A 22191-nucleotide genomic window follows, 5' to 3' on the forward strand; every position below is an offset into this window, starting at 1 on the left:
CCGCCCTTCCCCCGCGGCGCCCGCAGGGTGCTCGGGCCCGTCGCTTGAACCGGCGACGGGATCCTGTAAATGGAGCCCGCCATGGATACTCCCAGCTTCGAGAACGCCAGGATCATGATGTACAGCCACGACACGTTCGGGCTGGGACATCTGCGCCGCTGCCGCGAGATCGCGCATGCGCTGGTCGAGGCCTATCGCGGCCTGCAGGTGCTGATCATCTCGGGCGCGGCGGTGGCGGGGGCCTTCGACTACCGCGTGCGGGTCGACTTCCTGAAGATCCCCAGCGTCATCAAGCTGCGCAACGGCGAATACACGTCATTGGCCGAGCACATGCGGCTCGAGGACACGCTGGCGATGCGGCGCGCGATCATCCGCCAGACCGCCGAGACCTTCCGCCCCGACATCTTCATCACCGACAAGGAGCCGATGGGCCTGCAGGGCGAGATCGAGGAGACGCTCGAAGACCTCAAGGCGCGGGGCACCGGGCTGGTGCTGGGCCTGCGCGAGGTGATGGATGCCCCGCACCTGCTGCGCGCCGAATGGGCCCGCGCCGACATGATGCGCAAGATCGACCGCTTCTACGACCGGATCTGGGTCTATGGCCCCGAGGGGTTCCACGACCCGCTCGTCGGGCTCGAGGTGCCGGGGCCGGTGCGCGAGCGGATGCGCTATACCGGCTTCCTGCAGCGCAGCGTGCACCGGCACGAGGACGTGCCGGCGCGCGACCTTGGCGATTACACGCTGGTGACCACCGGCGGCGGCGGCGACGGGGCCGAGCTGATCCGCGCGGTCTTCGCCGCCTATCGCGCCGACCCGGGGCTGACCCGGCGCGCGGTGGTGGTGCTGGGCCCCTACCTGCCGGGCAAGGAGCGGACCGAGCTGCAGGCCGCGGCGCAGGGCCTGCCGATCGAGGTCATCCCCTTCGACAACCGGATGGAGGACCTGATCGCGGGGGCCAGCGCCGTGGTCGGGATGGGCGGCTACAACACCTATTGCGAGATCCTGTCCTTCGACCGCCCGGCGCTGATCGTGCCGCGCAGCCAGCCGCGCGAGGAGCAGCTGATCCGCGCCAGCCGCGCGGCCGAGCTGGGCATCGTGCGGATGATGAGCGCCGAGGAGGCCGCGGCCGATCCGTTGCGGCTGGCGGCGGTGCTGCACGATCTGCCGGGCGCGCACCGCCCGTCCGAGGCCTGCGGCGACAGCGGCCTGTGCGACCTTGACGGGTTGCCGCGGATCGCGGGCGAGGTCGGGCGCTGGCTGACCGAGCGGCGCCGGCCGCGGCTGACGGCCGCGCATGGCTGATCCCGCCCCCGCCGCGCCGCGGCTGGTGGTGGTGCTGAAGGGCTACCCCCGCCTGTCCGAGACCTTCATCGCGCAGGAGCTGCTGGGCCTGGAACGCGCCGGCCTGCGGCTGGAGCTGGTGTCGCTGCGCCACCCCACCGACAAGAAGCGCCACCCGGTGCATGACGAGATCCGCGCCCCGGTGCGCTACCTGCCCGAATACCTGCACGACGCGCCGGGCCGGGTGGCGCGCGCGCTGCTGGCCGCCCTGCCCCGGCCCGGGTTCTGGCGCGCGCTGCCGGGCCTGGCCGCCGATCTGGCGCGCGATCCGACGCGCAACCGGCTGCGCCGCTTCGGCCAGGCGCTGGTGATGGCGGCCGAGATGCCGCCGGGCCCGGCGCTGATCCACGCCCATTTCGCCCATACCCCCGCCTCGGTCGCGCGCTACGCCGCCGCGATCCTCGGGCGCGGCTACTCGATCTCGGCCCATGCCAAGGACATCTGGACCACGCCCGACCGCGAGCTTGCCGACAAGCTGCGGGGCGCGCGCTGGACGGTGACCTGCACCCGCTCTGGCGCCGAACACCTGGCCGCGCTTGCGCCCGGGGCGCGGGTGACGCTGGCCTATCACGGGCTGGACCTGTCGCGCTTCCCGCCCGCCGACCGCCCGCCCGCGCGGCGCGACGGCGGCGATGCGGCCGACCCGGTGCGGCTGCTGACGGTGGGGCGGGCGGTGCCGAAGAAGGGCTTCGACGTGCTGCTCGCGGCGCTGGCGCGGCTGCCCGAGGGGTTGGCCTGGCGGCTGGTGCACGTGGGCGGCGGCGGCGAGCTTGCGGCGCTGAAGGCCGAAGCGGCGCGGCTGGGCATCGACGGGCGGATCGACTGGAAGGGCGCGCTGTCGCAGGTCGAAGTGCTGGCGGAATACCGGGCTGCCGATGCGTTCGTCCTGGCAAGCCGGCAGACCGGCGACGGCGACCGCGACGGGCTGCCCAACGTGATCGTCGAGGCGGCGAGCCAGGGGCTGGCCTGCATCGGCACCGAGCTGTCGGGCATCCCCGAGTTCATCCGCGACGACGTCACCGGCCTTCTGGTCGCGCCCGAGGACGCGGGCGCTCTGGCGGCGGCGCTGGCGAAGGTGATATGCGACCCCGGCGCCCGCGACCGGCTGGGCGCCGCCGCGAGCGCGCGGGTGCGGGCCGAGTTCGACATGGCCCCCGGCATCCGCCAGCTGACCGAGATGTTCACCAGGGACTGGGTGTCGCCATGACCAGCAGACCGCGCATCATGTTCTACGTCCAGCACCTGCTGGGCATGGGCCATGTCGCCCGCGCAAGCCGCATCTGCGCCGCGCTGGCCGATGCCGGGGCCGAGGTGACGGTGGTCACCGGCGGCCTGCCGCTGCCGAATTTCCCGCCCGCCGGGCTAGACCATGTCGCCCTGCCGCCGGTCACCAGCGCGAACGAGGGCTTCGTCGGCCTCGTCGATGCCGAGGGCCGCCCGGTCACCGAGGCCTTCAAGGCCGAGCGCGCGCGCCGCCTGGTCGAGACCTTCCACCGCCTGCGCCCCGATGCGGTGGTGACCGAGGCCTTCCCCTTCGGCCGCCGCCAGCTGCGCTTCGAGCTGATCCCGCTGATCGAGGCGATCGCGGCGGCGCGGCCGCGGCCGCTGCTGGTGTCGTCGGTGCGCGACATCCTGCAGACGCAGCTGAAGCCCGGCCGGGTCGAGGAGATGGCGGCGCTGGCGCGCGACCATTTCGACGCGGTGCTGGTGCATGGCGACCCCGCCTTCGTGCGGTTCGAGGACACCTTCCCGCTGCACGACCAGATCGCGGGCAAGCTGCGCTATACCGGGCTGGTGGCGCCGCCGCCGGTCGAGCCGGCCGCCGACGGGCGCGACGTCGTCGTCTCGGCCGGGGGCGGCGCGGTCGGCGCGGCGCTGTCGATGGCCGCGATCGAGGCCGCGGCCGAACTGCCGGACCTGCGCCGCTGGGCGGTGATCACCGGGCCGAACCTGCCGGCCCCGCAGGCCGAGGCGCTGCGCGCCGCGGCGGCGCGGCGGGCGCCCGGGCAGGTCGAGATCATCGGCTTCCGCCCCGATTTCGCCAGCCTGCTCGCGGCCTCGCGGCTGTCGGTCTCGCAGGCGGGCTACAACACCGCCTGCGACCTGCTGCAGGCGCGGGTGCGCGCGGTGCTGGTGCCCTATGCCGCCGGCGGCGAGACCGAGCAGGCCTTCCGCGCCGAGCGGATGGCGGCGGCGGGCCGCGCCGCGGTGGTGACCGAGGACGCGCTGTCGGGCCCGGTTCTCGCCGCCGCGATCCGTGCCGCACTGGCGATGCCGGACCCGGCCGCAAGCCCGCTCGACCTCCGGGGTGCACAGACCACTGCGCAGCTGCTGTGCGATCTGATAGTATCGCACCAGGGCCAGACCGCGTAGAAGCAGCGATCACGGCAGGGACGGAGACCGGGCGCGCCCAGCGGGGCGCGGCCTGGCGCGTGGCGCAGAAGCGCCGGCGGAAGGCACAGGGATACTGGCGATGGAACCGAGCATCTTCCGCTACATCTGGGCGAACACGCGGCGCGAGCAGGTGGTGATCCTGCTCATCGTGCTTGTCTCGATGATCCCCTACTATCTCGCCTTCGACCTGCCCAAGCAGATCGTGAACGGCCCGATCCAGGGCTCCGGCTTCGAGGGCCCGTCCGCCACGCAGCCGTTCCTGCGCATCGCCCCCGAGATCCCCTGGATCGGCGAGGTGGTGATCAGCCCGGGCATCCCGCTCGAGCGGCTGCCGCTGCTGATGGCGCTGAGCCTGGCGTTCCTGTCGCTGGTCATCATCAACGGCGCCTTCAAGTTCGTGATCAACACCTACAAGGGCCGGATGGGCGAGCGGCTGCTGCGCCGGATCCGGTTCGAGCTTGTCGACCGCATCCTGCGCTTCCCGCCGCAGCGCTTCCGCCAGCTGAAGGCCGGCGAGGTGTCGAGCATGGTCAAGGACGAGGTCGAGCCGATCGGCGGCTTCTCGGGCGATGCCTTCGTGCAGCCGGCGCTGCTGGGCGGGCAGGCGCTGACGGCGCTGGTGTTCATCTTCATGCAGCATTTCTGGCTGGGCTGCGTCGCCTGCGGTATGGCCATGGTGCAGGTGGCGATCATCCCGCGCATGCGCCGCCGGCTGATCGTGCTGGGCCGCGAGCGCCAGCTGACCGCGCGCGAGCTGGCGGGCCGGGTCGCCGACATCGTCGAGGGCATCTCGACCATCCATGCCAACGACACCACGAACTGGGAACGCGCCGACATCTCGCACCGGCTGGGGCGGATCTTCCGGATCCGCTACGACATCTACCAGTGGAAGTTCTTCGTCAAATGGCTGAACAACTTCCTGGCCCAGCTGACGCCGTTCCTGTTCTACTCGATCGGCGGGTATCTCACGATCCGCGGCTCGCTCGACGTGGGCCAGCTGGTGGCGGTGATCAACGCCTACAAGGAGCTGCCGGGCCCCCTGAAGGAGCTGATCGACTGGGATCTCGCCCGGCAGGACATGCAGGTGAAATACGAGCAGGTCGTCGAGCAGTTCGAGGCCGAGGAGATGATCGACCCCGCCCGTCACGCGCCCGATGCGCCGGCGGTCGAGGGCGCGCTCGCCCCGCTCGCGGTGCGCGGGCTGACGGTGACGACCGATGTCGGCACCGCGCTGATCGAGGACGTGAGCTTCGAGATCGCGCCGGGCGAGACCGCGGCCCTGGTCGGCGGCACCGCCGACGGCGCCCCGGTGCTGGGCGAGGTGCTGGGCGGCATGCAGCGCATCGCCCATGGCCACGTCCAGCTTGGCGGCCATGACATCGAGATGCTGCCCGAGGCCGTGACCGGGCGGATGCTGTCCTATGTCACCGCGTCGGGCTACCTGTTCTCGGGCACGCTGCTGGACAACATCACCTATGGCCTGCGCCACCGCCCCGGCCCGGACGACGGCGCCGACGAGCGGTCGCGCCGCGACCCGGCGCGTCGCAGCCGCGCCTGGGAACGGCGCGAGGCGCTGCGCGCGGGCAATCCCGATTTCGACATCGAGACCGACTGGATCGACCCCGCGTCGGTGCAGCCGCCGCCTGGCGACGAGGGGCTGATCGGCTCGGTGGCCGAGGTTCTGCGCGTGACCGGGCTGGACAGCGACGTCTTCGACTTCGCGATGCGCAGCGTGATCCCGGCCGACAGGATCCCGGGCATCGACGCCCATGCGCTGACCCTGCGCCGGGCCTTCTACGAGCGGCTGACCGATCGCGGGCTTGGCCATCTCGTGCTGCGCTTCGACCCCGAGCACTACAACTCCGAGGCCACGATCGGCGAGAACCTGTTCTTCGGCGTGCCGGACGGCGGGCTGGCGGCGATCCGCACCGTGGTGCAGCACCCGTTCTTCCGCGAGATCATCGCGATCAACGGGCTGGCAGAGGAGCTGTTCGCGCTGGGCTGGCAGTTCGCGAGCCTCACCGTCGACATGTTCCGCGGGCTTGAGGACAATCCCGACCTGCTGCAGTGGCTGACCTACATGTCGCCCGAGGAGCTGCCGATGTACGAGCAGCTGCTGGCGCGGGTCGACCGCGGATCGTTCATCGTGGCGCAGAACGACGACCGGCGGACGCTGATCAAGCTTGCCTTCAGCTATGTCGAGCCGCGCTATCGCTTCGGCCTGCTGACCGAGGAGCTGCGCGGCAAGATCATCGCCGCCCGCCACCGGCTGCACCGCAAGATGCCGCCCGAGCTGCAGCCGCTGATCCAGCCCTACGAGCCCGACACCTATCTCGTCTCGGCCTCGCTGCAGGAGAACATCCTGTTCGGCAAGGTGAACCAGCGCGTCGGCAATGCCGATGCCAAGCTGCGCGAGATCGGCCGCGAGCTGCTGCGCGAGAATCGCGACCTGCACCTGAGCGTGCTCGAGGTCGGGCTGATGCACCAGATCGGCCCCGGCGGTCGGCGACTCGGCAGTTTGCAAAGGCAGCGGGTCGGCCTGGCGCGCGCGCTCGTGCGCCGATCGAAATATTATGTGATGAACGAGCCGCTGGCCGGGGCCGATGCGGCGCTACAGGACCGTCTCATCGAGAAAATCCTGGCCTTCCTGGGGGACCAGCCAGAGCCCCCCGCCGTTCTCTGGGTGCTTGCAAACGCACAACTCGCACACCATTTCGGCAGAAGGATCGAATTTTCACAGGGCCGTGTGCGTTCATCGGCCGGTGATCACGTTGACGACGGCCATTCGCCTTTACGCACATTCGATGCCGCGTCATGATGGCTTCATAAGGGACTGCTATCCGACGCGTAGCGAGGTTCGACTATGCTGCACCAGGACGAAGTGAGACTGCTCCAGAAGCTCGACCTGTTCTCGGACATCGATCCGGGACGCCTCAAGATTCTGGCCTTTGCCTCGGAACGTTGCCACTACGCCCCCGGCGAGGTGCTCGTGCACGAGGGCGACGAGAGCGACGGCGCCCTCATCCTGATGTCGGGCACCGTCGAGGTGCAGAAAAGCTGCTTCGGCATCACCAAGAAGATGACCGGCTCGGACAGCGGCGTGGCCATCATCGGCCAGTCGTCGATGCTGTCGGGCAAGAAATGCGGCGCGACCGTCACCGCCGAGACCGAGGTCGAGGTGATGCGCATCAACCGCGAGTGCTTCGTCAAGCTGATGGCAAGCTGCCCGAAGTGCAGCGTCGGCATCATGCATTCGCTGGGCCGCCAGCTGGACGAGGACCGCGCCGAGCGCGCCGACACCCACCACTGATCCCCGGATCCCGGATCCGGTCAGGCCCCGGCCACCTCTGCGCCTGACAGCCACGCGCATCCCCGGTGATGCGCGGTCACCGCGATCAGATCGTCGAGAAACGCCCAGGCCGCGTCGTCATGCACGAGGTGATGGGTCAGCACGCCCAGCGGCGCCGTCCGCCCCGCCTCGAGATCGCAAAGCTCGTGCCAGAGCGTCTCGGCCCCGCGGCCGCCGCGGCTTCCGCGCCAGTCGATGATGTCGAGATGCGTGTTGACCTCGTGCAGGCCCGCGACGTCGTGATGGCGCGCGGCGAAGGTCGACAGCGCGGTGATCCCCTGCCCCGGCAGGCCCGCCGCCACCGCCCCGTCGATCCGGTTCCACGGCGGCACCAGCAGCGGCAAGGCCCGCGCGCCGTGCAGCGCCCCGAGCCGCGCCCTGCCCCGCGCCAGTTCCGCCAGCACCACCCGCGCCGGGCGATGGGCGCCGAGCTCCTGCGATTTCTCGCCCGCCGGCGCATGGTTGTGGTGCGACCAGCCGTGCAGCGCGACGCTGGCCCACGGCGCCCCGTCCAGCCGCGCGGCCAGCGCCGGGCCCGTCGGTTCGGGGATCACCGCCAGCACCAGCGGCACCCCGGCGCCGCCGGTAAGCGCCAGCAGCCGGTCCAGCGCCGGCGTCGGCGCCACCGCGTCATCATCGCGCAGCCACAGCCGCAGCGGATCGCCCGCCGCCGCCCGCGCGTCAAGCCGCGCCAGGAACCTGTCGCGCGCCGCACCGCTCATGCCACCGCCCCCGCCACCGCCTGACGCAAGAGCGCATCCAGCCGGGCCGCCGCCGCGGGCAGCGCATGGTGCGCGCGCACCCGCGCCTGCGCCGCGGCGCCCATCCGCTCGCGCAGGTCCGCATCGCCCAGCAGCCGCGCCACCGCCTGCGCAAGCCCGTCGTGATCGCCCTCGGCCGTCAGGATCCCGGTCTCGCCCGCCGCGACCACCTCGGGCACGCCCGCCGTCGCCCAGGCCACCACCGGCAGCCCGGCCGCCTGCGCCTCGAGATAGGCCAGACCGTAGGCCTCGCCGCAGCCGGGCCACAGGTAGACCGCCCCCTCTTGCAGCAGCCGCGCGACCGCGGCGGCGTCAAGCTCTCCGCGCCAGTCGATGCGCGCGGGCGGCAGGTCGGCGAAGAGCGCCCGCACCGCGTCGCGCGCCGGGCCGTCCCCCGCGACCGACAGCTGCCAGTCGCAGCCCGCGGGCAGCCGGCGCAGCGTCTCGGCCAGCGCGCGGTAGCTGTCGAGCTTGTCGCCCGCGCGCATCATCGCCACGGTGACGATCCGGGTCGCGGCCCGGGCGCCGGTCACCGCGGGCGGCACCGGCAGCGCGATGAACGGGGCCAGCGGCGCGAGCCGCGCATCGGGCAGCGCCGCGCGCAGCCCCGCAAGGTCGCGCCGGGTCAGGCACAAGTTCACCGCCGCGCCCGCCAGCGCCGCGCGCATCGCGTCCTGCGTGCCCTGCCACAGCCCGCGGTCGCGCCGGGCCGAGACCGAGGCCTCGGCGCTGATCCAGGGAATGCCGGCCGCGCGGGCAAGCGGCGGGCCGATCAGGTCGGGGGACTTGTAGTAGGGATGATAGCAGAAGAAGGCGTCCGGCGCGCCCGCGCGCGCCCAGAGCGCCGCGATCCGCGCCCGCTCGGCCGCGGCATCGGCGATCAGCGCGTCATGCGCGGCGCGGTCGCCGGGATCGCGCAGGAAGGCGCGCAGCTCGGAGACCAGCGTGACCTCGTGCCCGGCCCGCTCGAGCGCGGCAAACAGCAGCCGCGCCATCAGCCGATCGCCCGAGGGCACCGGGTGGCGCGGCGATTTCAGCGGCGCGTAAAAGGCGATGCGCAGGGGCGCAGGGGGGCAGTCGGTCGTCATCTCTCCCCGCTGGATCGCGCCTCGGGCGGCGGCGAGAGTCGCAGGACCCGCGCCCGGGCGCAAGCCCGCCGCACTGGCCCCCCGCCGGGCGGATCTGCTAGGACGGGGCCAGCACCGGAGGCAAGCCCTTGAGCAGACTGGACAGCGTCATTCGCAGGCTGAGCGCGCAGCGCGACATCCTCGACCACCTTCTGGCCGACGGGCGGCTGCCCGAGGGGCCGATCCTCGAGCTGGGCCTTGGCAACGGGCGCACCTATCACCACCTGCGCGAGGGGGCGCCGGGCCGCCGGATCATCGCCTTCGACCGCGCGCTGGGCGCCCATGCCTCGTCGGTGCCGCCCGCGGGCGACCTCGTGCTGGGCGAGATCGCCGAGACCGCGCAGCCGTTCCGCGGCATCGGCGCGGCGCTGGTCCATGCAGACATCGGCACCGGCTATGACGAGCGCGACGCGGTGACGCTGACCTGGCTGCCGGACCTTGCCGCCGGGCTGCTCGCCCCGGGCGGGATCGCCGTCAGCGGCCTGCCGCTCGACCACCCCGATCTCGGGCCGCTGCCCCTGCCCGCGACGGTGCCGAAGGATCGCTATTTCCTTTACCGCCGGCGCTGAGGCGCAGCAGAAAGGCCGCCCCCCGTGGGACGGCCTTTCCGGAAAAATTCAGCAGAGATCAGTGCTTGCGCTGGGCGAAGTAGTCGTCGACCTCGCGCTCGGCCACGTCCTTCGACTTGCCGTACTTCTCCTGGATCAGCCCGGCGAGCTTGTCGCGCTTGCCCGCGGCCACGTCCAGATCATCGTCGGTCAGCTTGCCCCACTGCTCTTTCACCGAGCCTTTGAGCTGCTTCCAGTTGCCTTCAACGGTATCCCAGTTCATGTCCGGTCTCCTTTCGGATCAAATCTGCCCAACAAACGCGCAGATCCGGAGCCGGGTTCCCGCCTAGAACAGCCGCCCGCCGACCGGAACCTCCTTGTCGGGGGTCAGCAGCACCACCTCGCCATCGGCGTCGGGCACGCCCAGCGTCAGCACCTCGGAGCGCATCGGCCCGATCTGGCGCGGCGGGAAGTTCACCACCGCCATCACCAGCCGGCCCACCAGCGTCTCGGGCGTATAGTGCCGCGTGATCTGGGCCGAGGATTTCTTCTCGCCGATCGCGGGGCCGAAATCGATGCGCAGCTTGATCGCGGGCTTGCGCGCCTCGGGGAAGGGTTCGGCCTGCACGATCCGGCCGACTCGGATGTCGACCTTCATGAAATCGTCGAACGCGATCTCGGGCGCGGTCCCGGCTGCCTTGTCCAGATCATTCATTTCCCAAGCTCCCGCCCGCGGTTCGCAGCCGCTTTCACGGCCTTTTTCAACAAGGCGGGGAAACCGCCGGTGTCATCCATCAGCACCGCCAGCGCGGCCGCGGTGGTGCCGCCGGGCGAGGTGACGTTGACCCGCAGCTGGCCCGGATCCTCGGTCGCGGCCTCGGCCAGCGCGCCCGCGCCGCCGACCGTCGCCTTGGCAAGCCGCATCGCAAGTTCGGGTGACAGCCCCTCGGCCACCCCGGCGGCGGCCAGCGTCTCGATCAGGTGGAAGACATAGGCCGGGCCCGAGCCCGAGACGGCGGTCACCGCATCCATCTGATGCTCGCCCTCGAGCCGGACCACCTGCCCGACGGCGGCCAGCAGCGCCTCGGCCAGCGCCAGCTGCGCGGGGGTGACGGCGGCGTTGCCGCAGATCGCGGTGATGCCGCGGCCGATCGCGGCGGGGGTGTTGGGCATCGCCCGCACGATCGGGGTGCCGGGGCCGAACACGGCCTCGTAGCTGGCGATGGTGGTGCCGGCGGCGACGGTGACGACAAGGGTGCGCCCGCCCCCGAAGGCCGCGATCCCGGGCAGCGCCGCGCCCATCATCTGCGGCTTGACCGCGATCAGCACCAGCGCCGGATCCGCGGGCAGCGCGCCGTTGATCGACACGCCCGTCGCCTGCAGCCAGTCCGAGGGCGCGGGCTCGATCACATGGACCGAGGACGCCGGCAGCCCGCCGTCCAGCCAGCCCGCCAGCATCGCCGATCCCATCTTCCCGCAGCCCAGAAGCACCAGCCCCCGCGCCGCGACCACCTGCATGTCCATCGCCGTTCTCCGTGTCCTTTCAGGGTCGAAACCCTGTCGGGATCGGACCTTAGGCGCGGCCGTAGGCCTCGGCAATGGCGACCTTCATCGCCTGTTCGGGCGTCTTCTCGCCCCAGCCGACCAGCTGGAAGGCCGGGTAGAACCGTTCCGAGGCGCCGACCGCCGACGAGATCATGCGGTCGATCTGCTCGGGGCTCGCGCCCTGCCCGCCCGACAGCACGAGGCCATAGCGCCAGACCATCAGCCGCTGCTCGGCCCAGAAGCTGAAGGCGCCGGTCCAGACCTGATCGTTGATCCGGTTCAGCGCCTCGTACAGCTCGGCCATCCGCGCCTCGGGCGGCTCCATCTCGAAGGTGCAGATCAGGCGCAGCGTCTCGTCCTGCGGCGTCCAGGCGAGGGTGAGCGAATAGGTGCGCCACTGCCCTTCGACCGCCATCGCGATCTGGTCGTCGGCGACGCGGTCGAACTCCCAGTCATGGGACTCGGCGAGGCTTTCGACGATGTCGATCGGGTGGATGTCTTCGTGGAGCAGGAAATCCTCGGAGAGTGACATGCTCGGCCTCATGGTCATTGGCAAACTAGCGGACAGGCCCGCTACTGCTGGGTAGCGTCACAAGGGTCGGGGATGATCCTGCGCCGCCCTTACCACATATGGTGTGCGCTGGGGCTGACTCTGTAAAGCAGAAACTTGGGGACAACTCCGCCTGGCGGGGAATTTCGACACCGCCGCCGGCGGTCGCCGGGACGCGGGCGGTTCGGACCGTTCCGGCGATGCTCGCCACCGCGTCGCAAGAGGATCCGTCAGCGCGTATTCTCTCTTCTTCATGACTTTTAACAGATACTTAAGATTTCGCGTTTCGTGGTCTGCGGCCTTGCCTTCGGCGCCTTCGTCGTCGGCACCAGCGCGGCCGAGGCCGTCACGCTCGCCACCTTCGGCATGACCGAAAGCTTCATCGAGGACAGCATGGGAGAGAGCCTGCTTGGCGCGGTCGCCATCGGATCGGGGGCCGTGTTCATGGGCACGATGACCACGACCAACTACCATTTCATGGCCGATGCGGACCTGCTGCGCTCGAACATCCTGCAATACGCCGCCGCAGGCGCGGTCACCCCGGCGCCCGTCCCGCTGCCGGCGGGCGCGCCGCTGCTGATCACGGCGCTTGCGGGCCTTGCCGCGATGCGCCGCCGCCACCGGACCTGATCCCCCGAAACAGGGCGAGGGCGGCGCGCCAGCCGCCGCCCTCGCCTGCGGCCTGCCGCATCGGCAGGATCGGCCACCCGCCATTGCCGCCGTTTCGGGCAGTTCACGCAATCACGACAGACCACGTCCGACATGTGATCGCGCCGTCCGCCGCGGCGCTTGCAACCGGCCCCCTCAGGTCCGAGGCTCCGACCTCGGTTAACAATCCCTGAAGGATGCCCCGATGACCCCGCCCCGCCTGCTCGCGCTCGCCGCCCTGCTTGCGGCCGTCGCCGCGACCGCCGCGGCCGCGGCCGACCTGCGGCTGGAGCGTGACGGCGCCGGCCAGCCGCCGCTGATCGTCGGCATCGGCTCAAGCTCGATGAACCGGGCGGCGCCGGCGATGCAGAAGATCGCGGCCGAGATCGGCGCCGATTACCTCAACCGCGGCGACGAGGGATCGACCCAGCGCGACATCGGCCAGCGGATCGGGTCGTATTTCACCCCGTTCCGGGTGCGCGGCGGCACGATCCCGGCCGAGGGCGCGGTCGAGCTGGTGCTGGACGGCGATTTCCCGACGCTGAGCTTCGCGATCAAGCCGACCGAGGTGACGATCCTGGGCGTGCGCGGCACGCTGACCCGCAACGGGCCCGCGAACCGCTACCAGTTCGACCGGACCGTGCCCGGCCAGGCGGTCGTCGCGCGCGAGCGGGTGCGCGCGATCCCGACCAATCCCGACATCGCGGCGCTGCGCCCCGCCGATCCCGGCCTGTCGGACAAGGTCGTCATGCTGAACGCGGGCAAGAACGGCATCCTGCAGGGCCATCCGACCGCGGTGATGGTCCGCGACCTCGACCAGATGATCGCCTATTTCGACGACCCCGCGCACCAGCTGCTGATCTGGGGCTTCTTCGAGAATGCAAGCTGGGAGCCGACGAACGAGAAGGCCCGCCAGGTGGTGGCGCTGAACGACCACCTGAAGGCGGCCTGGCCGGGCAACTTCCTGGATTTCCGGGGCTGGCTGCTGTCGCCCCGCCCCTGGGAGGCCGCGCGGATCACGCCGACACCCGAGGATCTCGCGCGCCAGCGCGCCGGGCGGATGCCCGCCTCGCTGTTCGTCGACGACGCGCATCTGAAGCCCGAGGTCTATGCCGCCGTGGTCAACGACCTCGTGCGGCCCGAACTGGTGCGCCACGCGCTTCAGGCCGCGAACTGACGCATGAAAAAGGGCGCCCGCGACGGGGCGCCCCGAAATCACCGCGCGGCGCGGCTCACTTCGCGAGCTTTTCCTCGAGCGTGGCGAGACGGGCCGACAGCGCCTCGTTCTCTTCGCGGGCCTTCTGGGCCATGGCGCGGACCGCGTCGAACTCCTCGCGCGTCACGAAGTCGCGATCGGCGAGCCAGCGGTCCATCCAGCCCTTCATCGCCGTCTCGGCCTCGGTCCGGGCGCCCTGGGCCACGCCCATCGCATTGGTCATCAGCTTCGAGATGTCGTCGAAGAACTTGTTGTTTCCGGTGCCCTGCATGGCGAGGTCACTCCTTGATGGCGGTGGCGTGCTTGCGTCTTATATGGCCACCCGCGCGGCCCCGCGCAACCCGCCGCCGCACCGCGCCCCTGCCGCCCCGCTGCCGCCCCGGGCCGCGCGGCGGTTGACACCGCCGCCCCGAGCGGGCTTCTGGCGCCCGAGCGACGCGGCAGGAAGACAGCATCAGCCATGACCGGCATTCCCTTTCCCGACATCTCCCCGGTGCTGTTCACCATCGATGCGGGGCCGATCCACTTCTCGCTGCACTGGTATGCGCTGGCCTATATCGCCGGGCTGCTGATCGGCTGGCGCATCGTGGTGACGCTGATGCGCCGCCCTGCGCTCTGGCCGCTGGACCGCGCGCCGACCGCGCCCGAGCGGATCGAGGACCTGATGACGGCGGTGATCCTGGGCGTGATCCTGGGCGGGCGGCTGGGCTTCGTGCTGTTCTACCAGCCGGGCTATTTCCTGCAAAATCCGCTGGACATTCCCAAGGTCTGGCAGGGCGGCATGTCGTTCCACGGCGGGTTCCTGGGGGTGATCGCGGGCACGGCCTGGTTCTGCCGCCGCCACGGCGTGCCGCTGCTGTCGCTGGGCGATGCGCTGGCGGTCGCGACGCCGCCGGGGCTGCTGCTGGGCCGGGTCGCGAACTTCATCAACGCCGAGCTGTGGGGGCGCCCGACCGACCTGCCCTGGGGGGTGATCTTCCCCGGCGAGGCGGCGCAGGACTGCCCCGGCATCGTGGCGGGCCTCTGCGCGCGCCACCCCAGCCAGCTTTACGAGGCGGGGCTGGAGGGGATCGTGCTGATGCTCGTGCTGCTGCTGGCGATCGGCATGGGCGCGCTGAAGCGACCGGGCCGGGTGATGGGGCTGTTCTTCGCGGGCTACGGCCTTGCGCGCTTCACCGTCGAATTCGCCCGCCAGGCCGATCCGCAGTTCATCACCCCCGACAACCCGATGGGCAACGTGATCAGCTTCGGCGCGCTCGGCGGGCTGTCGATGGGGCAGCTTCTGTCGCTGCCGATGATCGCGCTCGGGCTGTGGTTCGTGCTGCGCGCCCGGCGCGCCCCCGCGCCATGAGCGCGCTGGCCCGGCGCATCGCCGCGCGCATCGCCGCCACCGGGCCGATCCCGCTGTCGGACTACATGGCCGACTGCCTGACCGACCCCGAGCACGGCTATTACGTCACCCGCGACCCGCTGGGCCGCGCCGGCGACTTCACCACCGCGCCCGAGATCAGCCAGATGTTCGGCGAGATGCTGGGCCTGTGCCTCGCGCAGGCCTGGGCCGACCAGGGCGGGCCGGGGTCCTTCGTCCTGGCCGAGCTTGGCCCCGGGCGCGGCACGCTGATGGCCGACGTGCTGCGCGTCGTGGCGCGGATGCCGGGCATGGCCGAGGCCGCGCAGGTGCACATGGTCGAGGCCTCGCCCGCGCTGCGCGCCCGCCAGCGCGCGGCGCTCGGGGACCGCGCGGTGCAGTGGCACGACCGGGTCGAGGCGCTGCCCGACGACCGGCCGCTGTTCCTGCTGGCCAACGAATTCTTCGACGCCCTGCCGATCCGCCAGTTCGAGCGCGCGGGCGCGGGCTGGCGCGAGCGGCTCGTGGGCCTGTCCGACGACGGCAGCGCGCTGCGCCCGGGGCTCGGGCCCGTCGCGGGCTTCCCGTCGCTGGACCACCGCCTGGGCACCGCGGCGGGCCGCATCGTCGAGACCTGCCCCGCCCTGCCCGCGATCACCGCGGCGCTGGCCGGCCGCATCGCGCGCCACGGGGGCCTCGCGCTGATTCTGGATTACGGCGACTGGGACGGCACTGGCGACACGCTGCAGGCGGTCAGGGACCATGCCTTCGCCGATCCCTTCGCCGCCCCGGGCGAGGCCGACCTGACGGCGCATGTCGATTTCGCCGCGCTCGCCGCCGCGGCCGAGGCCGCCGGCGCCGCCGCCAGCGCGATGACGCCGCAGGGCCTGCTGCTGGAGCGGCTGGGCATCACCGCCCGCGCCCGCCAGCTGGCGCAGGGGCTTGCCGGCGCCGCGCTCGACACCCATGTCGCCGCGCATCGGCGCTTGACCCACCCCGGTGAAATGGGAAGGGTGTTCAAGGGCCTTGCGATCACGCCGCGAGAGGCCCCCCCGCCGGCAGGGTTCGACAGGTGAGAGCCCCGGGCACACGATCCGCAGACGCGCGGGCCCCGATCGCGCGGCCCCCAGACGCGCGCAGGCAGGCCCGGCTTCGGGCCTGGGCTTCGCGCAGCACACGACCGAGACCAAGACCGTGACGGCGACCCGGAATACCGATCCCATGCCCCCTGCCGCCCTCAGCCTCGACATCCTGACCTCGCGCAGCCTCGCGCCGCTCAGGCACGGCTTCTTCACCCGCCGCGGCGGTGCCTCGTCGGGGATCTTCGCCGGGCTGAACTGCGGCCAGGGCTCCTCGGACCTGTCCGAGGCGGTGGCGGTGAACCGCGCCCGCGCCGCCGAGGCGCTGGGGCTGTCGCCCGAGGCGCTGGTGGGCGTGCACCAGGTCCACAGCGCCGATGTCGCGCTGATCGAGCGCCCGCTCGCCGCCCCGGTGCGCGCCGACGCGATGGTGACGAAGGTCCCGGGGCTCGGGCTCGGCATTCTCACCGCCGACTGCCAGCCGGTGCTGTTCGCCGATGCCGCCGCCGGCGTGATCGGCGCGGCCCATGCCGGCTGGAAGGGCGCGCTGGGCGGCGTGCTCGAGGCCGTGGTCGACACGATGGAGGCGCAGGGCGCGCTGCGCGAACGGATCACCGCCGTCATCGGCCCGACGATCAGCCAGCGCGCCTACGAGGTCGGCCCCGAATTCCTCGACACCTTCCTGGCCGAGGACGAGGGCGCCGAGAGGTTCTTTGCCGGCGGCCAGGGCGACCGGATGCAGTTCGATCTCGTGGGCTTCTCACTCGCGCGGCTGCGCGCGGCCGGCATCGGCTCGGCCGAATGGACGGGGCACTGCACCTATTCGGACCCGGCGCGATTCTACTCCTACCGCCGCTCGGTCCACCTGTCAGAGGCGGATTACGGCCGGCTGATCTCGATCATCCGGCTCTGACGCCCGGCTAGTCGCCGTCGCCTCGCGACCTCACCTCCCACCACTCGCGGCCGTCGCCTCGCCTCGTCAGCCCGGGGCGCGCGCCGACGCGTAGGGGATGCCCCCTGCCCGCAGGGTCTGCCCTGCCTGACGGGCCGCGCGCGGGATCCCGCGCAGGCTCGGCGTGACCCGGCCCAGCCCGGTCGGCCGCCCGGAACCCCTTCCGCCACGGGCCGTTGGCCCTGACACCGGCCGGCCGCCGCACCGCGCGGCCGTCGCCGAGTTTCCCGACAAGCGCCGCGCCGCGGCCATCGCGTCGCCATCTTCCGACGCCAGCATCGGGATCAGGGACAGTCCGGGACAGGGCTGCCGAGAGGTCACCGCGCAGGAGTAACCCGATGTCGAAGCACCGCCGCTGGCTGCAATCCGCGATCGCAGCCGCCCGCCAAGAGTCGCTGCCGCCGATGCCCTGGCAACGGGCCCGGGCGGTTCGGAAGATCGTGCCGGACGCGCGCGCGCCAAGCCGCGCCGCATCGACCGCGGCCCTGTCGACCGCGATCGCGGCGGCCCGGGCCCGCGCCGGCCGGAGCCTTGCCGCCCGCTAGGGCAAGGGCGGACCCGCCCCGCCCGCAGCCGTGCCGACCGCCGACGAGACCGACACCGCCCCGCGCACCGGCCAGCCAGGACGCCGATGGGGACAACACAAAATCGAAGGCCGGGGGGCCGTAGCCATGAGACAACCGCACCGAGATTTCAGCCGGACCGCCCCGGTCCCCGTGCCCCGTGCCGCCGTCGTCGCCAAGCCCGAGCGGCGGCCGCTGCGGGCGATGCCGCTCGCGCGGCGCTACGAGGCCACCTATCTGATGCAGAACGGCGACATCGGCACGGTGTCGCGGCTTGCGCCGGCGATGCCGATGTTCGAGCAGGCCTTCGCCGCGATCGCCCGCGGCACGCTGGTCGCGACCGCGACAGGCCCGGTCGCCGTGCAGGACCTGCTGCCGGGCGACATCCTGCAGACCGCCGAGGGCGAGGCGCAGGCGCTGCTGTGGACCGGCCAGATCACCCTCTATCCCGCCGGCAGCGCCGAGACCGAGCGCACCGCCCAGCAGGGGTCGGAACCCGCCCGGCTGACCCGGATCATGGCCGAAAGCTTCGGCCTTGGCCGCCCGCTGGCCGACGTGGTGCTGGGGCCGCATGCCCGGCTGCTGCGCCGCGACACCCGCCTGACGCCGATCGTCGGCAGCGACGAGGCCTATGTGCCGGTGCGCAGCCTGCAGGACGGCGAGCGGATCTTCGAGGTCACCCCCGCGACCCCGGTCACCGTCCACCACCTGGTGCTGGCCAACCAGGCAACGCTCTCGGCCGGCGGCATCGGCATCGAAAGCTTCCATCCCGGCGAAAGCCTGCCCTCGATGATGGATTCGCAGCTTCTGTCGCTGTTCCTGTCGCTGTTCCCGCATCTCGAACATCACGGCGGCGGGATCGGCGGCTTCGGGGTCGAGGCGCATCCGCGCCTGACCCGGTTCGAGGCCGAGGACATGCTGGTCGCCTGACCCCCTGGCCTGCCCCCTCGCGGATGCGCGCGGCACCGTTCGGGGGCCGCGGGCCTGCACGGGCCGGGCAGTGTCAGCGGGACGTCTTCAGCGGGCCCTCTTCAGCCGAGCGTCTTCAGCCGAGCTTCTTCAGGCGATCCTCGAGCACGTCGAAGGGCACGCCGGGCTCGTCCTTGGCGCAGCGGATCACCAGGCTGGTCTTCACGCTCGCCACGTTGTCGGCGGCGGTCAGCTGGCCGGTGAGGAAGCTCTGGAACGTCGACAGATCGGGCGAGACGCATTTCAGGATGAAGTCGATCTCGCCGTTCAGCATGTGGCACTCGCGCACCAGCGGCCAGGACCGGCAGCGCGCCTCGAAGGCCGACAGGTCGACCTCGGCCTGGCTGTGCAGCCGCACCATCGCGAAGACCGCGACCTCGAAGCCCAGCTCGCGCGGGTTCACGTCGGCATGGTAGCCGCGGATGAAGCCGGCCTCTTCCAGGGTGCGCACCCGGCGAAGGCAGGGCGGCGCCGAGATTCCGACCCGCTTGGCCAGCTCGACGTTGGTCATCCGCCCGTCGGCCTGCAACTCGGCCAGGATCTTGCGGTCGATCTCGTCGAGTCGGGTGGCGGCCATGTCCTGCTCCTTCGGAAGTCTTGCCGTTACTTACCCGCGGGTTTCTGCACGCGCAATATTGTTTCACGAAACTGACAGATCATTGCGCGGCCGGGCGGCGCAAAGCTGCCTTCTGCCTGTGCGGCCCCCGGGCCGCCGCGCGCCGCACCCCGGCCGCGGTGCCATCGCCCCCGGCGCCCCGCGCATGGCAGGCGGTCACGACAGGGGGTTTTCGCCGGCCGCCGCGCTCTCTATATCGTCCCGGCTGCCACAGGAAGGACCCGGGGGATCACGATGGCCGAGACGAAGCACAGCAAGGTACTGATCATCGGCTCCGGCCCGGCGGGCTACACCGCCGCCGTCTATTCGGCGCGCGCGATGCTCAAGCCCGTCCTCGTCCAGGGCATCCAGCCCGGCGGCCAGCTGACCATCACCACCGATGTCGAGAACTGGCCCGGCCAGACCTCGATCATGGGCCCCGACCTCATGGTGAAGATGGAAGAGCATGCCCGCGAGATGGGCACCGAGATCATCGGCGACATCATCACCGCGCTCGACCTCTCGAAGCGGCCGTTCACCGCCACGGGCGATTCCGGCACCACCTATACCGCCGACGCGGTGATCCTCGCGACCGGGGCGCAGGCGAAATGGCTGGGCCTGCCGTCCGAGGAGAAGTTCAAGGGCTTCGGCGTGTCGGCCTGCGCCACCTGTGACGGCTTCTTCTACCGCGGCAAGGAAGTCGTGGTGATCGGCGGCGGCAACACCGCGGTCGAAGAGGCGCTGTTCCTGACGAACTTCGCCTCGAAGGTGACGCTGATCCACCGCCGCGACAGCCTGCGCGCCGAGCGGATCATGCAGGAACGGCTGTTCAAGCACCCGAAGATCGAGATGGTCTGGAATTCGGAAGTGACCGAGGTGCTGGGCACCGAGGCGCCGCTGGGCGTCGAGGCGGTGCGCGCGCGCAACATCCAGACCGGCGAGACCACGGACATCCCCTGCGCGGGCTTCTTCGTGGCGATCGGCCATGCGCCGGCCTCCGAGCTGGTGAAGGATCAGCTCGAGCTGCATTCGGGCGGCTACGTGTCGGTCGAACCGGGCACCACCCGCACCTCGATCCCCGGCGTCTTCGCCGCCGGCGACCTGACCGACCATGTCTACCGCCAGGCCGTGACCTCGGCCGGCATGGGCTGCATGGCCGCGCTTGATGCCGAGCGCTTCCTCGCCGCCGAGGGCCTGGCCGAGTAACGACCGGCCGGGCGCAGATCCGGGCACCTGCCGCCGCCGCGGTCCGCGGCGCGGCAGGCCGCACGGCGTCGGGCACCGAATCCCGTCTCGCGCGTTGGGGGGACAACCGCCGCATCCGACCCCAGCAGACCGTGCCCTTCGACATCCCTCCCCCGCACCGATGGCCGCGCCCCGCCCTGCCCCGCCACCCCGCCGTGGCGAGCTTCGCGCTCGTGCTGCTGCTGGCGGCGCTGTTCCTGGCCGGCGGGCTCGCGCTGTCGCGCGGCTACCGGGCCGAGGACACCGCCCGGACCGAGGTGCAGCAGACCCGGACCTTCCTGCGCGAGCTGTCGGACCTGACGCTTCTGCTGCTGGATGCCGAGACCTCGCAACAGGCCTACCTGCTGACCGGGGCCGCCGCCGCGCGCCGCGCCTTCGAGGCCGCGCGCGACGCGCTGCCGCCGCGGCTGATCGCGCTTGAGGGCGCGATCGCGAAGTCCCATGCCGGGGCGCCGGACGGCATCACGACGCTCAAGGCCCTCGCCCGCGACCGGATGGCGGCGCTGGACGCCGGCGCCTCGGCCGAGACGGTCGCGCCCGGGCAGGCCGACGCGGGCGCGGTCGAGGCCGGGCAGGCCGCGACCGGTGCCCTGCGCCGCGAGATCGACCGGCTGCGGGGGGCCGAGCTGGCGCGGCTCGACCGGGCCTTTGCCGATGCCGACCTTCAGCGCAACCGGGTCCGGCTGGCGCTGGGGCTGATCGGGGCCACGACCTCGGCGCTTGCGGTGTTGGCCGCGGGCCTTGCCTTCCGCACCGCGCGCGACCAGGCGCGGCTGGGCTTCGTCGACCGGCTGGCGGCCGAGCGGGACCGCGCCGACCTCGTCTCGCGCGAGCTGAGCCACCGGGTGAAGAACCTGTTCGCCGTGATCCTGTCGATCATTTCCGTCACCGCCCGGGCCGAGCGCGATCCCCGCGTCGCCGCCCAGAAATCGCGCCTGCGGATCCAGGCGTTGGCCCGCGCCTACGAACTGTCGTCAAGCCACAGCGCGCTTGGCACGGCCGAGCTGTCGGACCTGCTGCAGGCCGTGGTCGGGGCCTATGCGCCCGCCGCCGACCGGTTCCGCCGCCACGGGCCGCCTGTGGTGCTGCCGGCGCGGCTGATGACGCCGATCGGCCTCATCGTCAACGAATTGGCAACAAATGCCCTGAAGCATGGAGCTTGGTCCGGGCCGGAGGGAACCCTTTCGCTGTCATGGGCGTTCGGCCAGCACTGTCGTTTGCACCTGACATGGGCAGAGCAGGGAGCGTTGCCGCCACAGGCGGAGGCGCCCGGCGCGGGTCCCGGGACGGACGGCGGCTCTGGCTTCGGTAGCCGGATGATCGATCTGTCGCTGCAACAGGCGGCGGGCCGGATGACCCGGCACTGGGACGACACGGGCCTGACGGTCGAGATGAGCTTCGACCTGACGGAAGACGAAGTGGTGGCAGCCCGCGTTCACGGGGCGTGAGAGGCAAGAGCAGGTCGTGGGTATGTTTTCGGGAAAAACCATCATGGTGGTCGAGGACGAGGCGCTTCTGGCGCTCGACCTCGCGATGACCATGGAAGACATGGGGGCCGAGATCGCCGGCCCCTGCTATCGGCTGGCCCCGGCGCTTGAGCTGGTGCGCCGCCGGGCGGTGGATGCCGCGATCCTCGACGTCGACCTGAACGGCGAGACGGTGCTGCCGCTGGCCGAGTGGCTGACCGAGCATGGCGTGCCCTTCGTGTTCCACACCGGGCGCGCCGACCCCGGCACGCTGCTTGCCGCCTTCGGCCATGCCCGCGTCTGCACCAAGCCGTCGACGCCCGAGCATCTCGCCTCGTGCCTCAGCGCGGCGATGGCCGACGCCTGATCCACGGCATAGGGTGTGACGTGATCCCGCGGGAACCGGTGCGGATCACCGTCCGTGGCACCCAAACCCGATCCGACGACGAATCAAAAGGGGCGGTCGCTGCGACCGCCCCAAGTCATGTCCGGCCC

23 protein-coding genes are annotated in these 22191 nt (G+C 71.7%); 15 read left to right on the forward strand and 8 right to left on the reverse strand.

From position 1 onward, the window contains the following. Positions 1–81 precede the first annotated feature (81 nt). The 5 genes from V8J39_RS08080 to V8J39_RS08100 all read left to right on the forward strand — a co-directional run bounded on the left by V8J39_RS08080 (position 82) and on the right by V8J39_RS08100 (position 7045). Entirely contained in the window at positions 82–1302 is a 1221-nt protein-coding gene (locus V8J39_RS08080; RefSeq protein WP_336460384.1) for a glycosyltransferase family protein, read from the forward strand. Further along, positions 1295–2548 carry a glycosyltransferase family 4 protein gene (locus V8J39_RS08085; protein WP_336460385.1) on the forward strand — a complete coding sequence of 418 codons (1254 nt, stop codon included), beginning with the start codon at positions 1295–1297 and terminating at the stop codon, positions 2546–2548. The genes V8J39_RS08080 and V8J39_RS08085 overlap by 8 nt, the downstream gene beginning before the upstream one ends. Further along, entirely contained in the window at positions 2545–3714 is a 1170-nt protein-coding gene (locus V8J39_RS08090; RefSeq protein WP_336460386.1) for a glycosyltransferase family protein, read from the forward strand. The genes V8J39_RS08085 and V8J39_RS08090 overlap by 4 nt, the downstream gene beginning before the upstream one ends. Positions 3715–3814: 100 nt before the next feature. Then, entirely contained in the window at positions 3815–6553 is a 2739-nt protein-coding gene (locus V8J39_RS08095) for an ABC transporter transmembrane domain-containing protein (RefSeq protein ID WP_336460387.1), read from the forward strand. Between the two features lie 63 nt (positions 6554–6616). Beyond that, positions 6617–7045, forward strand: coding sequence for a cyclic nucleotide-binding domain-containing protein (locus V8J39_RS08100; protein WP_336460388.1), 429 nt, complete (start codon positions 6617–6619; stop codon positions 7043–7045). Positions 7046–7065: 20 nt separating this feature from the next. On the opposite strand, the gene V8J39_RS08105 is transcribed toward V8J39_RS08100, so the two are convergent. Both V8J39_RS08105 and V8J39_RS08110 read right to left on the reverse strand, forming a co-directional pair. After that, positions 7066–7806, reverse strand: coding sequence for a polysaccharide deacetylase family protein (locus V8J39_RS08105; RefSeq protein WP_336460389.1), 741 nt, complete (start codon positions 7804–7806; stop codon positions 7066–7068). Beyond that, entirely contained in the window at positions 7803–8933 is a 1131-nt protein-coding gene (locus tag V8J39_RS08110) for a glycosyltransferase family 4 protein (RefSeq protein ID WP_336460390.1), read from the reverse strand. The genes V8J39_RS08105 and V8J39_RS08110 overlap by 4 nt, the downstream gene beginning before the upstream one ends. Positions 8934–9061: 128 nt before the next feature. Here V8J39_RS08110 and V8J39_RS08115 point away from each other — a divergent pair, with 128 nt between their 5' ends. Continuing rightward, a complete protein-coding gene (locus V8J39_RS08115) occupies positions 9062–9541 on the forward strand; it encodes a class I SAM-dependent methyltransferase (RefSeq protein WP_336460391.1) in 480 nt (159 codons plus the stop codon). 58 nt (positions 9542–9599) lie between these two features. Here the strand turns inward: V8J39_RS08115 and V8J39_RS08120 are convergent, their stop codons facing one another. From V8J39_RS08120 to V8J39_RS08135, 4 genes are all read right to left on the reverse strand, one after another. Next, positions 9600–9803, reverse strand: coding sequence for a CsbD family protein (locus tag V8J39_RS08120; protein ID WP_336460392.1), 204 nt, complete (start codon positions 9801–9803; stop codon positions 9600–9602). 63 nt (positions 9804–9866) lie between these two features. Further along, on the reverse strand, positions 9867–10235 hold the full coding sequence (locus tag V8J39_RS08125) for a tRNA-binding protein (RefSeq protein ID WP_336460393.1): 369 nt from the start codon (positions 10233–10235) through the stop codon (positions 9867–9869). Beyond that, positions 10232–11044: a pyrroline-5-carboxylate reductase gene (proC, locus tag V8J39_RS08130; RefSeq protein WP_336460394.1), complete on the reverse strand. Its 813-nt coding sequence runs from the start codon at positions 11042–11044 to the stop codon at positions 10232–10234. Before proC ends, V8J39_RS08125 begins: the two co-directional genes overlap by 4 nt. Positions 11045–11093: 49 nt before the next feature. Beyond that, positions 11094–11597: a YbjN domain-containing protein gene (locus tag V8J39_RS08135; RefSeq protein WP_336460395.1), complete on the reverse strand. Its 504-nt coding sequence runs from the start codon at positions 11595–11597 to the stop codon at positions 11094–11096. 306 nt (positions 11598–11903) lie between these two features. Here V8J39_RS08135 and V8J39_RS08140 point away from each other — a divergent pair, with 306 nt between their 5' ends. Both V8J39_RS08140 and V8J39_RS08145 read left to right on the forward strand, forming a co-directional pair. Then, on the forward strand, positions 11904–12245 hold the full coding sequence (locus V8J39_RS08140; RefSeq protein ID WP_336460396.1) for a VPLPA-CTERM sorting domain-containing protein: 342 nt from the start codon (positions 11904–11906) through the stop codon (positions 12243–12245). Between the two features lie 223 nt (positions 12246–12468). Further along, on the forward strand, positions 12469–13440 hold the full coding sequence (locus tag V8J39_RS08145) for a hypothetical protein (protein ID WP_336460397.1): 972 nt from the start codon (positions 12469–12471) through the stop codon (positions 13438–13440). 55 nt (positions 13441–13495) lie between these two features. Here the strand turns inward: V8J39_RS08145 and V8J39_RS08150 are convergent, their stop codons facing one another. Next, entirely contained in the window at positions 13496–13750 is a 255-nt protein-coding gene (locus tag V8J39_RS08150) for an accessory factor UbiK family protein (protein ID WP_336460398.1), read from the reverse strand. A 189-nt stretch (positions 13751–13939) separates the two neighbouring features. On the opposite strand from V8J39_RS08150, the gene lgt reads away from it, so the two are divergent. The 4 genes from lgt to V8J39_RS08170 all read left to right on the forward strand — a co-directional run bounded on the left by lgt (position 13940) and on the right by V8J39_RS08170 (position 18351). Next, a complete protein-coding gene (gene lgt, locus V8J39_RS08155; RefSeq protein WP_336460399.1) occupies positions 13940–14830 on the forward strand; it encodes a prolipoprotein diacylglyceryl transferase in 891 nt (296 codons plus the stop codon). Beyond that, entirely contained in the window at positions 14827–15903 is a 1077-nt protein-coding gene (locus V8J39_RS08160; RefSeq protein ID WP_336460400.1) for a class I SAM-dependent methyltransferase, read from the forward strand. The genes lgt and V8J39_RS08160 overlap by 4 nt, the downstream gene beginning before the upstream one ends. Before the next feature lie 145 nt (positions 15904–16048). Next, on the forward strand, positions 16049–16819 hold the full coding sequence (pgeF, locus tag V8J39_RS08165) for a peptidoglycan editing factor PgeF (protein WP_336460401.1): 771 nt from the start codon (positions 16049–16051) through the stop codon (positions 16817–16819). Between the two features lie 755 nt (positions 16820–17574). Next, positions 17575–18351, forward strand: coding sequence for a Hint domain-containing protein (locus tag V8J39_RS08170; protein WP_336460402.1), 777 nt, complete (start codon positions 17575–17577; stop codon positions 18349–18351). A 115-nt stretch (positions 18352–18466) separates the two neighbouring features. On the opposite strand, the gene V8J39_RS08175 is transcribed toward V8J39_RS08170, so the two are convergent. After that, positions 18467–18967 (reverse strand): Lrp/AsnC family transcriptional regulator, encoded by a 501-nt coding sequence (locus V8J39_RS08175; protein WP_336460403.1) that lies wholly within the window; start codon positions 18965–18967, stop codon positions 18467–18469. 273 nt (positions 18968–19240) lie between these two features. Between V8J39_RS08175 and trxB the strand changes: the two genes are divergently transcribed. The 3 genes from trxB (at position 19241) to V8J39_RS08190 (ending at position 22063) form a co-directional block, all read left to right on the forward strand. After that, positions 19241–20191, forward strand: coding sequence for a thioredoxin-disulfide reductase (gene trxB, locus V8J39_RS08180; protein ID WP_336460404.1), 951 nt, complete (start codon positions 19241–19243; stop codon positions 20189–20191). A gap of 194 nt (positions 20192–20385) precedes the next feature. Beyond that, the gene (locus V8J39_RS08185; RefSeq protein ID WP_336460405.1) at positions 20386–21678 is read left to right on the forward strand and encodes an HWE histidine kinase domain-containing protein; all 1293 of its coding nucleotides are present in this window, start codon (positions 20386–20388) and stop codon (positions 21676–21678) included. 22 nt (positions 21679–21700) lie between these two features. Next, positions 21701–22063, forward strand: coding sequence for a response regulator (locus V8J39_RS08190; protein ID WP_336460406.1), 363 nt, complete (start codon positions 21701–21703; stop codon positions 22061–22063). The last annotated feature ends 128 nt before the right edge of the window (positions 22064–22191 follow it).

The sequence above is a fragment of the Frigidibacter sp. MR17.24 genome (genome assembly GCF_037095655.1).
GTDB lineage: Bacteria > Pseudomonadota > Alphaproteobacteria > Rhodobacterales > Rhodobacteraceae > Frigidibacter.